The following is a 15,250-nucleotide window of genomic DNA, read 5'->3' on the forward strand; positions in this document are numbered from 1 at the left end:
ATTAAAATGTGATGTTGAAACCTGCCATTATTACTTTTTGCTGTGGATATACCACGGCCGCAGGAGCCGAAATCTCCGGATCTATCTGAAAACGTTTTACGTTGTCAAAAGAAAACAGGTTAGAGCCATTGACATACACTCTGATTTTGCTCGAACCAATTTTGGATGCTAGATCCTGCCCGAACGTATAGCCCAATTCCATGTTCCGAACACGTAGGTATCGTACGTTGGTCAACCAAAAATCACTGTTGCGATGATTTGGCCCTGAATTACCATTACGAATGGCAGGATAATAACCCGGAATCCACTCGCTATTCAGATCATAAGGATCAGCACCGTGCCAGCGATCTTCCAATAGATAAGCAGGCGAATTACCGCCCCCATGCAGCGCATTACGCAGTTCGTAATCCTGATTCCAAGATTGCAAAGCGCCGCCAGCGAAATCCAGATTCAAGTCAAATCCTTTATAGTTCAACCCGATACGTCCGCCAAAACTCAACATCGGAGCCCAGCCTGTCGGATATCCGATTGGACGCTCGTCCAAACTATTAATCACGCCATCGCCATTCACATCCTTGTAGATAAAGTCTCCCGGTAATTGTGTGCGGTTATTCTGCCCATCGTTATTGATTGGGTGATTACGAATTTGGTCTTCCGATTCAAATCGGCCTTCGACCTGATAACCCCACCAAACACCACCCCAACGATCTTCAATAGAACTGCGATACTCGTTCCATGCGCTTCCAAAGCGAGGCTTATAGGTTTCGATACTGCGGTAACGCGAGTAAGTAACATTTCCACTTACCACGTACCCTACATCTCCAAAGTTACTGCTGTAGGTTAGCATACCTTCGATACCATAATATCCGTTTTTGCCTAAGTTTTCTGGTGGCAATCCATAACCAATCTCAGATGGAAGCAATACATCGTAACGTTGCGCTGGCGTTCCAGAACGGATAATCTTAAATGCATCGGCCGTAAAGGTTAGCTTGTTGTCGAACATCGCCAAATCCATACCGATATTGTAATTGGTATTCTTCACCCAAGACAGGTTGCGAATGGGTAAACCACGAGGTTGTAAACCAGGTACGTATGCCCCGTCCAAAATCGCATTTCCTTGGTTCCAGTTGTATCCGGCTAAATAGCCGTGCATCGATACACCTTGCTCCAAACCGGTTTGGCCAACAGAGAATCGGAATTTTAAATCATTAATGGTTCCTTTCAGACTTTCAAAAAAGGCTTCATCCGATAAGCGCCATCCGGCAGACATACCCGGAAATACGCCCCAACGATTGTCTTGGTAATACAGGTAAGAGCCGTCATATCTACCCAGCACTTCTAATAAATACTTCCCTTTGTAATTGTAATTAACCCTTCCGATATAACCAGCACGTGCTTCGTAATCCCAGCCATCGCCAAAGCTATTGATCTGGTCCATTTGCAACAGTGGTATATAGTTGTTGGTTGGGTTAGTACCGACCTGTTGGAAATTACGATCCCAATCCGAACGCTCGTACCCTAAGGTCGTCGATAGGTGATGATCGCCAAAATCTTTAGCATAATCTAATTGAAACTGTGCATAGCGTGCCACCACTTCACGCTCGGTCTGATAGCGCCAGCGCGAGTCGGTACCATGAGTACGGTTGTAGGCATCATTGGCTCTATCGTAAGTAAACACATCATACGAATACTGGAAACCATCAAACTTGTTATTGGTATAATTATACGACACGGTTCCTTTGGCCGACAGTCCAAAATCGGTTTTATACTGTGCGAATAAGTTCACATTAGCATTTCTATAGCGATTATCCTTGTATCCGGCGATGTCTCGACTGAAGATGGCAGGATTGTACGCGAAGTCATTCACATGATTAGGATACATTGGGTTGTCGTTCGCATAAGGACCTACCGTTGGTCTGTTTCTAAATAAAGCGAGAAAAGAAGAAAAGTAACCATCTCCACCTGGCAAACCCACATCCTGACTGTACTCTTGACGACCGGAGATTTGTGTCCCCACGGTCAATCCTTTCAGAATAGTGGTCTCTAGGTTAGCCTGTAAATTCGTGCGCTTGTAAGAGAAATCTTCCATCATCGCATCCTGATTCAGGTTACCTACAGAAAGGAAATAGTTGGAGTTGGCACTACTTCCATTGATATTAGCATTGATATAGTTTTGCGGAATATTTTTGCGCACGATCATATCATAATAGTCATAACCTTGGTAGCCAGCTTCGGTGCCGGCTTGCCATTTCGCCAGTTCCTCTGGCGTCATCACAGCAGAAGGGTTTCCGCCCTCGTTTTGCGCGGTTTCTACTAGCGCGCGCGTATATTGTGCCGCATTGGCTAAGGTCGGGAAGCGGGTTAAATTCTGCCATGCCATGTAGCCATTGATATTAACGCGTACCGATTCGCCTTTGCTTCCCTTCTTGGTAGTCACGAGCACTACCCCGTTGGCCGCGCGCAATCCGTAAATCGCTGCCGATGCATCTTTTAAGATGGTGATATTTTCAATATCTTCCATATTCAACGCATTAAAGGCATCCTGTCCGGATACATTGGAAGATCCCACCCAATCGTTTCCAGTTTGTCCGCCATATGGTATTCCGTCAATGACGAAAAGTGGACTACCCATATTGCGGATTTCCAAGGCCGCACCACGACCAGGTCGGCCATCTTGTGCGCGCACCGAGATACCTTGAATCTTACCAGCCAAAGCGCCAGCGGTCGTTGTGGAGGATGTTCGCACAATCTCCTTGGCATTGATATCACTCACGGCACCCGTCAAGTTGCGACGAGACTGCGTTCCGTAACCAACCACTACCACATCATCAATGGTTTGATCGTCGTCTTCCATCGTAATGTTTATAGAAGAGCGAGTTCCAATCGTGATTTTTTGTGTTTTGTAACCGATAAAAGAGACAATTAATGTTGTGCCCTCGGTACGGAGCTCAAATTGGCCATCTTTATCGGTAGTTGCGCCATCAGTTGTTTTTTCGGCGCTGATGCTGACGCCTTGTAATGGGGTATTATCTTCTTTCACCACGGTGCCCCGTATGGTGCGCTGCTGAGCAAATAAAGAATTTGCGCAACATAAAAAAAGACAACACAGAAGAATCTTAAAGTCTTTCATTTTTAGTAGAAATTTAGGTCTGTTAGCAATTAGTACCACAAATATTCAACTTCTAAATTGCTTCTGCGGGGGTGGAATTGGTCAAATAAGATGGTGTAATATGTCGGAATTTTCACCCCTTGTAAGGTATAAATGGACCACCTTAAACTTTACTAGATCAGGTAAAAAAAGAAGGATGAGAATCTTGATCAGATTCCCATCCTTCGCCGGTTTTAATATTGGAATGCACTTAATGGATAATTGTTTGCAACCTCCTACCTAAACAATCATCCTTAGCCATTGTATTCGTTCTGTTAGTATCTCACGCAACGATATGGTCGTCTAGCGTTTTGAGCAAAGTTGTGATGAGTGAGATTACCATATGAAGTAACATTATTAGCATTCTGAGTCACAAGGTATCGGGCTACCCCAGCATTGGAGCCTGAAGGTAGGTTTGTCCAATAATCGGCTGAAGCTGTACCAACACCACTCCCCAAATTCTCTGCAGCATTCTCTAAAACACTACCCGGAGTGTAGAAACCGAGGTACAATAGCTGCAGATTATTACTTGGATACCCCGATGAATTTCCTGATGCATTACCGGTCGCAGTCCACGTCCTCGCTATACGCTCCGTACCATCTATAGTGGAGGAGATTACCGGTGCAGTACTTCCTAATTGGTCAAAATGCCAAACCGCAGGCCCAGCCCAAACACCAGCGGGATACACACTTCCACATGGGTCTGTTGTACTTGCGGTTCCAGTCGGAGTTGCTGCGCGCCACCTCCAGTATTCGTTGTTGTAGTCCGGTTTACTATAATTATTATGCGGTCTGAAGCGATATCGATCACCCGCATCTGGCTGTGAGGGAGAGTATACCATGTTAGTACGCGCAAAGTAAGCACCATTGACCACTATAGCAGACTCAATTAGGCGTGCATTGATCACAAATCTCGATCCATAGCTCGGTGTCAGTGTACCTGTGATAGGCACTAAAGTCGCTGTGCTGAAGCTCCTGACTGATGCATCATCCATAGTAAGATCCAATCGATTTAGTCTAACAGTTAGTGAACCATTAGCGATATTATTGTTACGGACTGTATAAAATATCGCTTTTTTGACTGCATCTCCTGTGGAAGTCGCTGTAGCCGTCATATTAGCTCCGGTAACGGCTGGAGAATCGGTAATATTTGTATAATCTCCTGTTCGAATGTTTAAATCGCCCATTTGAAAAACACTAGCAAATGTGCTACCTACCCGATACCCGATTTCTAAGCTCGTGGTGTTCCGAATGTCCCCAAACATACCACGAACATTTAAGTCTACTTCTAACCTAGCCGTCCTTCTACTAAAGGTAACCTGCAATGTATTGGCTCCAAACACTGGCGTGATCACGCCACTAGCATACAATACATCGCGATTAGCAAGGCTACTACTTGCGATTAGACCGCTACCGTTAATATTCGGAACGGTAGTAGCATTAATAGATACAGCATACCAATTATAGGTTTTACCTACATCTAAACTAGCCTCCATTGCTGTACCAGCTATTGCTTCGTTATTAGAAGCCACTGCAGTGCTTCCTTGCTCATAGAATATAATACGATAGCGTGTTTGTGCCGCCATCCTTGTTACCGCTTTGGAAGATTCTTTTACGGCCTTAGAAGTGGCTTTGGCAGCTTTATTCACCACATTAGAGTCGATGATATTTATTGGCGATGATGAAGAAGGGGAGAAACTCTGTATATCACTCAATACGTCAAATTCTGGTAGGCTTTCAATATCGTACAATGGTGGTTCGCTGTCATTTATGCCTATCGATGAACGGCGTACAGATGCTCTCGCTATTTTATCTTCTACTTCTGATGCGTTGATCGTAAATGTCGGCTCCTCTTCCACTCCGTTAACCTCGATTGTCAACTTGGCATCACCACTACTAGCAGACTTTGCATTCTCATCCTTAGTGCAAGACTGGAAAATCGCAACAAAAAACACAATATTTAGAATATTTTTTTTAATGATAGAATGGCCAACATGGGGCTTCCGTATCTTAAAGTGCGGTAATTTCATATGGATAATAAATTGTAAAATCGATTCTTGTTTCTTATCTATCACGTTTATACGCAAATCATTTCTTTTCAAATGACTTTACTCTGTGCTTACATCTCAAAATCAGATGTACGGGTACCACCTTCGTCCCAATCATCAACAAATGGCGAGAAACTGTTCCCTGTGTTACCGACAGTTACTTTGGCCGACCCAGCAGCGATCGAACTTTCATGATACAAGACGTGAATTACAATCTCTGGAATCTCATATCTCTTACGCTCAAAATGCGCATTGTTACGTGATTTTGTTTTCATAGTTAATAAATTAGAATGGTGAAATTTGTGTTGCCACAAATTATTGTACAATACTAAGGACAACATCGATGTGCACCTACATCATTCCTTAAGGTTGTAGATGAAGCGCCACACACATTTTTTTTCTAAAATTGGCCTTTTTTCGACTTTTTGAAATCTACCTTTTAGAACAAGGCACATCATTCCCTAATTCAAATAAAAAACTGATTTTAGGTAAATGGTCGAATAAAAAAACCGCTAAGAAAGTATTGGATACTTCCTTAGCGGTTTTTGAACATGGATTTTCGATCGTCTGTTGAGCCGATCCCAATCAGACTGCCTATTACGACTTACCAGTATGGTCGTTTAATAGTGCGCAGCAGTTATCGCCTTCGAGGCATGAGGTTTTCCGAAACGCCCGATCGCCTTGGCTTTCCTTTTTTATGTTTTTTCGGTCCATGATGTTTGCCCGGCTTACCTTTATGCATCCGTTTGCTATGACCATATTGCGCCCTTCCGTGGCGAGGCCCATGTGTAGTACAAGATGAAAAACTGACGATCATAACACTGCTGATCGTGAGTAGAATTAGTAATTTTCTCAACATATCAACCAACATTTCAAATATCAGACCATTATTTTCGCATGTTATCCTATTTTATTGTAAGGTACTGACACACTATGCTTTCTGAGGATGAAAATGGAGTGAATAAAATTCCCAGCGTATATACCTTTTCGACTAGCTCTAGTTTAAAACTAATGGACTTCTATGACTTTCCTTCACCTATATTTACCAAACGCATCCTCCATGATAGATCTTCCTGCCCTTGGATCTATATTGGCATGTGCTACACATGCGGTACTACATATATAGTACATTTGCAGTACACTTACACCCGACGAAAGGTTAAGTAGACGCCTATCTAAACCCAATAAATACCCTATCAAACGCCTTATTCAAGCCATGCCTTTTTGGAAGATACATGATACCATTTCGTGCCAACTGCTACCAATCTGTGCCAATTGTTGCCAAATGTGTCAAATCCTGCCATCCTATTTTAAGGCAGCTTCTACCTTGCAGTATACTTTAAAACAAGATGTTATGACAAAACGAAATAGTATCTCGAAATGGCATGAAGTGACTGGTTATGCTCCCCGTATGAAAAAATCTAAAATCATCTTTTCATTCCGAGCAAAACCGGGGGTGACTAGGGAACGAATCCTCAAGGATCCGAAATTTGTACGAACCCGCGAGAATGGTTATGAATTTGGACGTGCATCGCGAAAAGCAAAGCAAATTCGCCAGCAAATCATCACCCTAACCAGAGGAACAGCAGATGGCAACATGCGAAATAGATTTTTATCTCTTATTCACCGTATTCAGAAACGCGACTCGATTAGTCTGCGTGGTGAGCGCAGATTTCAGGATGAGAATACGCCGCAACTGCGCGGGTTTGAATTCAACGCCTACAGCAGCCTATCGCAACGCTTCATCGAGCCTCTGATTACGCGATTCGACCGCCATACGGGTTTGGCTACGCTTACGATCCCGCCATTCGACCCGCAGATGGCATTTCAAGCTGGGCAAGGTGCTACGCATATCCGTTTTATATTTTCAGCCGCTCCACTTCCAAATACCGAGATACGTTTACCTTTAGCAACGAGCGTCTCGACCGATTATATTCCACTGATTGGCCGATATAATGGGACATTACTCGCTATTCAGTTAGCCGCAGCTCTTTCCGACGTGGTATATGGTCTAGTCGGTATCTCCGTGTATGAACAGATCAATAACACGTATTATCCGCTCGAAAAAGGCAAATATAATTCGCTTACCATCGTGTCGGTAGATGTGCCAGATAAAGGTTGATGTGGGTATTATTCCTCCTTAATTCGCTCAAATTGTCCCCTATGCATCTAGCTCTTATGCTGTATCTTGCTATCTTCTTATTCACTTTTAGGATAGCTGGTTTTAGGCATCCCAACCTATAATTAGCTATCCTTCATTTATACTACATTTACCTATTCATGCTTTGCTATGATCAGATTTTATAGTCACGTTTTATGGACATTCACTCTGCTGCTTGGAGTAGGCAAAGGATTCGCGCAAGCACCATCTGCGGCCTATGATGGTTATCTTTTCGCTTATTTTGAAGGTACAGGATCACCCGCGCAGCAAGAACAATTGCGCTTTGCAATCAGTCGGGATGCCTTGCATTGGTATGCGCTACATGATAATCAACCCATTATAAATTCGGCCGATATCTCTCATACCGGAGGTATTCGCGATCCGCACCTTTTAAGAGGCGCCCAACAAGATGGATTTTACCTGACCTGCACCGATATGAACACCATGAAAAATGGCTGGGAAACCAATCCGGGCATCATACTCATGCATTCGGATGATCTGATCTCTTGGAAATCTTCTGTACTGGATCTCGCAAAACTATATCCGAATGAATTTGGATCCGTCAAATGGGTCTGGGCACCACAAACGATCTATGATCCTGCGGTCGGAAAATACTTGGTGTATTTTACGGTGCGTCAGTATGCCAATGAGAAATTAGATTTTTATTATGCGTACGCGAATGAAGATTTCACGGGATTGGAAGCTACCCCAAAGCTATTATTTAGCCCCACCTTTGGTGGAATAGATGGCGACATTATCCTAAAAGACGGCGTGTATCACTTCTTTTATAAAGGCAATACCAAAGATGTGGATGGTAAAGAATTTGAAAACGGCATCAAAAAGGCAACGAGCAACTCCTTGATGGGGCCTTGGAAAGAAGAGCCTCGCTATCTGGATGTATATGCCGGCACAAAAACTTCGGTAGAAGGATCCAGCATCTTCAAAATCCATGATTCTGACGAGTATTTCTTGATGTACGATTTATATTCTTCGGGAAAATACGCCTTTCAGCGCAGCAGAGATTTGGTGAATTTTAGTCAGACCGCCGAGTTCTTTGAGAAAAACTTCCACCCACGACACGGCAGTGTGATTTCCATCTACAAGGCAGAAGCCGTACGATTGGCCGAGAAATGGTCTGGTGTTCCAGATGAACTAATCAAGTAAACTGTACGCCATACTGAGACCGCTTCCAATGATTTTCCAGTCGCATTGCTTCGGCAGCGGTGAGATGGATAACAGATCCATGTTTGGGCGACGCGAAGTTAGTCGTCTTCATGACGCCTTCATTAAAGCGCCCCAAATTGGTAAAGTTTTGGAAATCTTGCGTTTCGCTAAATCCAAAATTGTGCGGGTTGATACCATAAATATCATACATCAATACCCATTTCTCTTCGCCAATCCGTTTCCACACCGTCGGCGCTTCACAAGCCTGCGGCTCTGGATCGTACCATTTTGGATCGTACACATAGTTGTCGCTTACGGAATTGGATACCGCCTGCTTGATGCCCGGAACGCCATCGTGCGACACATAAAATAAATGAAACTGATCGCCCACTTGTGTAATATCCCCATCGATATTGGCGATCTTATGCTTCGCAAACAGAGGCTTACTTAGCAGCGTAAACAGGCAAAAGCAAATGTAGATGCAACGCATTATTTTATTCATAATCTAGTATCAGTAATAAGTTTTTATAGGATGGTTAATCTGGGTAGCGTATCATAGGAGTCGCTGGTCTTTTTGGTTTCTTTCCCCGCCTTGTCATAATGCGTGGTAGTTACCTTTCCAGCTTTAAAATATTCAATCTGTTCTGGCTCTCCATTGTCATAATAGGTGGTTTTTTGATAGAAATCATGCTCGTTTGGCGTCCTTTTCGTACCCCTTCCTGCATACGGCACACGCCCCGTATGCAGATCGGATTGTACCACTTCGATCACTTTTGTTCCCTGCTGATTATACTGCTCATACTTTTCCAGTTTCGTGGTCCAGTCATAGCTTTTGATAGATGAAACTTCACCATTGGCATGGTACATCTTTTGGTAAATGTCCGGGCACAGTTCTATATTCTTTCGGGATTCCTCAAAAGTGGTTTTCAGCACCACACGCTGGTCGTAGATGATCTCGTGCGTGTTTAAGTCGGTGTTATTGAAATATCTTCTGCGATGTTGCACATGCAAGTTTTGCCAAGTAGGCACCTGATTGTCAAAAACAGGAATCTCTGCCATCGCAAAGTAGATGCTATCCTGCAATCGACCATTATTGGCATCATACTGGTTTATATAATGCAACAAACCATTCTCAACCGAAAATTGCTTGAAAAGGATATTTCCCGCGGAATAAAATTGCACCAGACCATCTGCTTGATGTTCCTTATTGATGCTAAACTCGACGCGGGCAGCTTCGTTCGTCGCCTCTGTATGCACGATGTACGTACCGGATTCGATGGATGTACCGTCTTGATAGGTAATACTCAAAAGAGAATCTTGATCTATGCTGATATGAAGGTCATCCTGTGAAATTTCCTTAATCTGCTGTCCGCTACAAGCCGCGCTATTGATCAATAAAACAGCAAAAGCCAAGTAAATTTTTTTGATACCTCGGTTTTTTCTCCTCATGGTAGTTATAAATATAGTGATATTATACCCTCAAATCATGGGGTTGGGATGTGATATTTGAAGAATTTAGTCTTAATCGTCTATAGCATATTTTTGCTATAACGTGCACGAAAAAAACTATATATAGCAATAACCTGTTACTTTGCTTTATCTATTTATTAAAGTATATGCCAAAAACCAAAAGTGCGATTCGGGTAAAAGATACCGAAGGCTTAACACACATCATTTATTTAGATTCCATCGTCTCCTATCATGAGCGAAAGGACGATAAAGGAATGATCAATGGTTCAGAGATCGAGCTAAAAAACGGCAAATGTGTTGCCGTGATGATACGGCTCGACAATCTTATTGATGTATTAGCAAGAGCAAAATCCGGAATTTCTGATACCTAAAAAAAGCCTTCCCGAGGGAAGGCTTCTTACATAAAACAAATCAATCACTCCTAATCGTGCCCCTCTGTCTTTACTAATTTGTTGTATATTCCTAATAATAGAAAAGGTGCTGCCCACTGACCGACAAATAGTGCACTTTTATCCTTTCCGATACATTTTAAAGTTGCTGAGATCGCCATCGACGCGCCAGCTGCCGCTAAAAACACGGTAGATGGGATAAATGAGGTTACTTTCTCAATTTTCTTAGTTGCTTCGCCTTCGTTTCCTGTATTAAATGCCATAGTAGTATGTATTATATGTTATCAATTCTGTTTGATAAGAGAACAGTTGCGGATGACTTTAGTTTACTTTTATACTATTTTCGGGTATTTGATGAGGTGGTTTTGTGGGAAGTACGGGGAATTGTACTATAGATTAGCGTTTTCGATTTATAAAACGATCATCAACAGCATAATACTACCGTTATAATCTGAAAATTATTAGGGTGTTATAATTTTTTGGAACATATTTAGGTATTGGTAGACTAGTATTACTGTTAAAATTAGCCTCTATAGATCAGCGCCTAAGGGATAACAAGAAGTTCTGTCAACAAGACGATTTCGCAACTTCTGCTTACTTCTAAAATGTCTAGAAATGTTTTGCGTTATCTCGGTATAATTGTCTTCTCCATCTCCTTTATCCCAAAAAGAAGGTTGAATGGCAGCACAATTATCATGTTCGAAGATTTCATTTAAAAGCGTTCTGTCGGACAATCCACAAGAATGACCCCAGATGTAAGCCACAAAGATATCTGAATCGATGAATCTTAATAGATCTGAATAATTGGGGGCATTGAAGTATCCGAATGATTTAATATGTTTAAAGAACCTATTATCATTTGTTTTCTCCATAACTAAATAATCTTCGTCTAATTCATCTCCGTAACCAAAAATGGCAGGGTTTTTTGGGTCTTCTAAAGACCCATGAATGTCAATTGTTTGATAATTGCTACCCTTAAAGTGATGAGTAAGTCCAGTGTAATTGAAATTTAAAAATAATACATTTTTCACCTTAATTTTCTGATTGGGCAATGAGAGTAATCTCTGAGAAGTGAGTTGTCTGCGGTGTTCTTTGTCATTTATAAACTTTGGGTCAATGTCCATTTCTGCAAACTTATTGAATGCCATTTTTGGCAAATATGATTTCGATATTTCTATTAAATATTCAAGTAGCAACTCTTTTACTCTATCTAAGTCATAATTTAGATCATCGATACAGTTATTACTTGGATCATACGCTCCCCTTATTGGACCAAGGCAACCATTTAAAAGCTTATAATATATCATTTCTATATCTACCCAATTAACATCTCTGTAGTGTTCTGATATTGCCTCGAAAAAAAGAGATGTAAATTCGAAAGAATAAATCACGACGCTATCACCCAATTTGACGGTGTTTGTACCTGTTTGGTCTAGATTGTTAAGGATTGATCTGATCGCTTCTAAGCATTCATCATCGTTGAATTCTTTTAAAGAATTATTAATATACTCTTTTACATCAAGGTGAAAAAATTCTGACATCCATCCAGGCGATTCTACGGCCTTTCGAAATTCTCGTAGTAGATACCATTCCAAAAAATCCGAATACCTCGTAGCAAGGCCATTATGTATATCAAATCCGTTGCCGACAATGATGAGTTTGTTCATACGGCTAATCTACACCATTCCTCGCAAATAAAACTAAGGTTTCCCGTATATTGGATAATGAAACTAATCGCTAACTTTAGCCTAGCCTTAATAATTTTTTAACCAATATTACTAGATATACATGAAATTGAAATTGCTAAGACCCAGTAGGTCTATCGCTTCCTTGAACGATATTGAAATTAATGATTTTTCTATAATTACCGGTATCAATGGTAGTGGGAAAACACATTTACTAAATGCGATCGAGGATGGCTCAATTGAAGTTGAGGGAGTTCCCTCTTCAGAGGTTATATACTACAACTACAATGACTTCACTATCGATTATAATCAAACGTCTAATTCTATACCAAATCAAATGAGCGCTGCTAAACGACATTCGCAAAAAAATGGAAATAGCATCGTTCAGGGAATAATTAACCAACGTACACAAATTTTGAACAACTTGTTGTTTTCAAATTTATCAGAGACAGACGTTCTGATACAATCTGTTTTAAGTCGTGGCTATAATATAAGTATTATAGAATGGTTACCTGATGAGATAGAGAGTTATAAAAAATTCATTAAACTGCCTGTTGACAGTAAAGAGTACTGGAAGGATCTGGACTTATTTTCTGAAAAGATTAGAGTTATTCACGACACTTTTGACACATTTATACCTGCAATTGTAGAAGCTGGTAATAATATGGGGGAATATATAAAAAGATACTTTCGAAAAAATATAATACGCAGCTTAAACTATGACCCTACAACAGTAGCATGGTCTGATAATGACATTCAGATATATAATGAACTTAAGTCACAAGATTCTCAATTTCAAATTTGGAACTATGAAGGAGTCTTATCAAATAACTTTATAAGATTTATCTCAATATATGAGGATAACAAGACTCAATTTGTCGATTATATGAATGATGATCTGATAAAATTACGAGATGATTTACTTGTTTTATTTGAGACTTTAAGAAATGAATTGCAAGTAAAATTAAACCCAGCATATCTCACTTTCATTAAAAACTACTCTGCGAACAATGATGTTTTCTACAATCCACAATCAGATTCCGGCGCATTAGATTTAAATCAAATAGCTGAGGAGGAGAAACAGTATCAGATTACAAGAAATAAAAACACATTTAACAAGTTTTTGAGTAATGTAGAATCGCAAGATGTCATCTATTATAATGATGAAATTTTCACAGAACTCTATGGAGTTTCACCTGTACAGTTGTTAAATGAGGCTCTTGATAAATATGATTGCAACGGTTACGAATTTAGGTCTACAGAAATACCTAAGGAAATTGGCGTTAACTTCGATAATTATACCATTTCCCTCAGCCTATATCACAAATCTAAAGGGTTTCCAACGGACTTGGGTTCGCTATCTTCTGGGGAAAAAACTCTACTTGCACTAACATTTTATATTTATAAATTACAATTCAAAAAGAAGGTAGTTTCTAACATACTTTTGTTGGATGAAATCGCTTCTTCCCTACATCCATCAATGTCTAAAAGACTAATTTCTGTTTTACATAATTTGTTTTTTAAAGAACTTGGAATAAAAATAATTCTGTCAACCCATTCACCATCTACAGTAGCTTTTGCACCTGCGGGATCGCTGTATATTATGAAGGGCGATGGAGAAGATAGATTGCATGCCAGTAGTAAGGATGAAGCCTTGGATGAGCTAACGTTTGGAGTTCCGTCGTTCAGTATCAATTACGAAAATAGACGTCAAATTTTTGTAGAAAGCAAATATGATGTAGAGTATTATGAGAAGTTGTACCAAACTTTCAGAAAGGAACTGAACAATGAAATATCGTTGAATTTTATCGCGTCTGGAGATGTACAACGTAATAAAAACGGTCAACCAAAATCCACTTGTGATCAGGTTATAACAATAACCGAATTACTGAGGGATTCTGGTAACAAGTTTATCTGGGGAATTATAGATTGGGATTTAAATGTTAAGAGGCCTAAAAGTGAACACGTGAGAGTACTTGGCTGGGAAGAACGCTACAGTATTGAAAACTTCGTGCTAGACCCCCTGTTAATAGCAATACTTCTCATGACTGAAAAAATTAAAAAACCTGAGTTTTTTAATTTACCAGAAGATTTCAAGATTTACGACATCATTAGATGCTCGGATGGTGAGTTGGCTGCCATAATTGAAGTCATTTTAAAAATCATCAATGAAGAATTAAAGATTGACATAACTGATGAAATAGAATACAAAACATTTGGTGGTAAAAAATTAAAACTTCCCAAAGCATTTGTTGAATATAATGGTCATAAACTCGAAGAAAAATATTTAAAGGTTATTCCGGAACTTAATAAATTTAAAAGGGATGGAGAAGAAGCTTTAAAGTTAGCTGTACTTGATAAGGTTATCGATGTGTATACAGAATTGGTACCTATGGGATTGTTAAACATCTTGAAAGAAGTTCAAAAGGTTTGATAAAACCATATAAGCTGTGAGAAACTGGATGAGTTCCACGGCCATACTTACTTAGCTATTAACCCAATTTATAAAGTGGAACGTAACAATTTTTAAACCATCTGCCCCCCCTCAAAAAACCCAAAGGGCACAGCGCTGAACCGCTATGCAGAGCAGAGATTTTGGTATTGCAGGCCTACATAGGTAATTGCTAGACATGTGAATGATACAAACTACCTGCAAGATGATGACAGCGCACCCCACTCCTATCCTTTGAGCATTTTAATAGTATCAATCGATATCGATGCAACTCAAAAAAACAGGGAGAGAAAGCGGAATTGAGATATAAACGGGAGAAATCAGACGGATGCTCCGTGTAGTATATGCCAATAGGGCGAGCCTCAATGCTTTGCGTTGGTACCGTCAAGAACCGCCACAACCGAAGCTGTGGTCCCCCAAAGACTAACATGAGACTCGCCCTATTGGACAGGTATCTCTTCAAAGATAGCAAAATCCGATAGGAAGCGAGCTCACGATCAACTCAATGGGGAAATTTGACGGTTTCACGTTTGAGTGACATCGTAAAAAGCAGGAGGCCAAAGCCTCCAACTAAGTTATCGCTATAATAATTAGTATGAATATAATAATAATTATAGGGAAATAAAATATTTTTAAAAGAATATTTAATGAAATTATCCTTCTCTAGAATGGTAGAGGAACGTGAAAGCGCTAGATGCAAAGAAGAGAGGCTGCCTGATTTATTCTATCAAGC

11 protein-coding genes are annotated in these 15,250 nt (G+C 40.5%); 4 read left to right on the forward strand and 7 right to left on the reverse strand.

Going from position 1 to position 15,250, the window contains the following annotated elements; all coding sequences use genetic code 11:
* Window position 1: 1 nt before the first annotated feature.
* The 3 genes from GKO22_RS16155 to GKO22_RS16165 form a co-directional block, all read right to left on the reverse strand.
* Window positions 2–3,130: a SusC/RagA family TonB-linked outer membrane protein gene (locus GKO22_RS16155; protein WP_166336880.1), complete on the reverse strand. Its 3,129-nt coding sequence runs from the start codon at window positions 3,128–3,130 to the stop codon at window positions 2–4.
* A gap of 293 nt (window positions 3,131–3,423) precedes the next feature.
* On the reverse strand, window positions 3,424–5,178 hold the full coding sequence (locus tag GKO22_RS16160) for a YdgA family protein (RefSeq protein ID WP_166336882.1): 1,755 nt from the start codon (window positions 5,176–5,178) through the stop codon (window positions 3,424–3,426).
* Between the two features lie 89 nt (window positions 5,179–5,267).
* On the reverse strand, window positions 5,268–5,471 hold the full coding sequence (locus GKO22_RS16165) for a hypothetical protein (RefSeq protein ID WP_166336884.1): 204 nt from the start codon (window positions 5,469–5,471) through the stop codon (window positions 5,268–5,270).
* 1,079 nt (window positions 5,472–6,550) lie between these two features.
* On the opposite strand from GKO22_RS16165, the gene GKO22_RS16170 reads away from it, so the two are divergent.
* Both GKO22_RS16170 and GKO22_RS16175 read left to right on the forward strand, forming a co-directional pair.
* Complete coding sequence (locus tag GKO22_RS16170; RefSeq protein ID WP_166336886.1) at window positions 6,551–7,318, forward strand: hypothetical protein; 768 nt, start codon at window positions 6,551–6,553, stop codon at window positions 7,316–7,318.
* Window positions 7,319–7,486: 168 nt separating this feature from the next.
* Complete coding sequence (locus GKO22_RS16175) at window positions 7,487–8,521, forward strand: glycoside hydrolase family 43 protein (RefSeq protein ID WP_206367937.1); 1,035 nt, start codon at window positions 7,487–7,489, stop codon at window positions 8,519–8,521.
* Here GKO22_RS16175 and GKO22_RS16180 read toward each other — a convergent pair.
* Window positions 8,514–9,023 (reverse strand): glycoside hydrolase family protein, encoded by a 510-nt coding sequence (locus GKO22_RS16180; RefSeq protein WP_206367938.1) that lies wholly within the window; start codon window positions 9,021–9,023, stop codon window positions 8,514–8,516. The two genes, GKO22_RS16175 and GKO22_RS16180, sit on opposite strands and share 8 nt — an antisense overlap.
* Before the next feature lie 23 nt (window positions 9,024–9,046).
* Complete coding sequence (locus GKO22_RS16185; RefSeq protein ID WP_166336888.1) at window positions 9,047–9,970, reverse strand: hypothetical protein; 924 nt, start codon at window positions 9,968–9,970, stop codon at window positions 9,047–9,049.
* 167 nt (window positions 9,971–10,137) lie between these two features.
* Here GKO22_RS16185 and GKO22_RS16190 point away from each other — a divergent pair, with 167 nt between their 5' ends.
* Window positions 10,138–10,362: a hypothetical protein gene (locus GKO22_RS16190; RefSeq protein WP_166336890.1), complete on the forward strand. Its 225-nt coding sequence runs from the start codon at window positions 10,138–10,140 to the stop codon at window positions 10,360–10,362.
* A gap of 50 nt (window positions 10,363–10,412) precedes the next feature.
* Here the strand turns inward: GKO22_RS16190 and GKO22_RS16195 are convergent, their stop codons facing one another.
* Together GKO22_RS16195 and GKO22_RS16200 are read right to left on the reverse strand one after the other, a co-directional pair.
* On the reverse strand, window positions 10,413–10,643 hold the full coding sequence (locus tag GKO22_RS16195) for a hypothetical protein (protein WP_166336892.1): 231 nt from the start codon (window positions 10,641–10,643) through the stop codon (window positions 10,413–10,415).
* 267 nt (window positions 10,644–10,910) lie between these two features.
* A complete protein-coding gene (locus tag GKO22_RS16200) occupies window positions 10,911–12,047 on the reverse strand; it encodes an AbiH family protein (RefSeq protein WP_166336894.1) in 1,137 nt (378 codons plus the stop codon).
* 121 nt (window positions 12,048–12,168) lie between these two features.
* Between GKO22_RS16200 and GKO22_RS16205 the strand changes: the two genes are divergently transcribed.
* Complete coding sequence (locus GKO22_RS16205) at window positions 12,169–14,499, forward strand: AAA family ATPase (protein ID WP_166336896.1); 2,331 nt, start codon at window positions 12,169–12,171, stop codon at window positions 14,497–14,499.
* Window positions 14,500–15,250: the final 751 nt, after the last annotated feature.

It is taken from the genome of Sphingobacterium chungjuense (genome assembly GCF_011316935.1).
Lineage (GTDB): Bacteria > Bacteroidota > Bacteroidia > Sphingobacteriales > Sphingobacteriaceae > Sphingobacterium > Sphingobacterium chungjuense.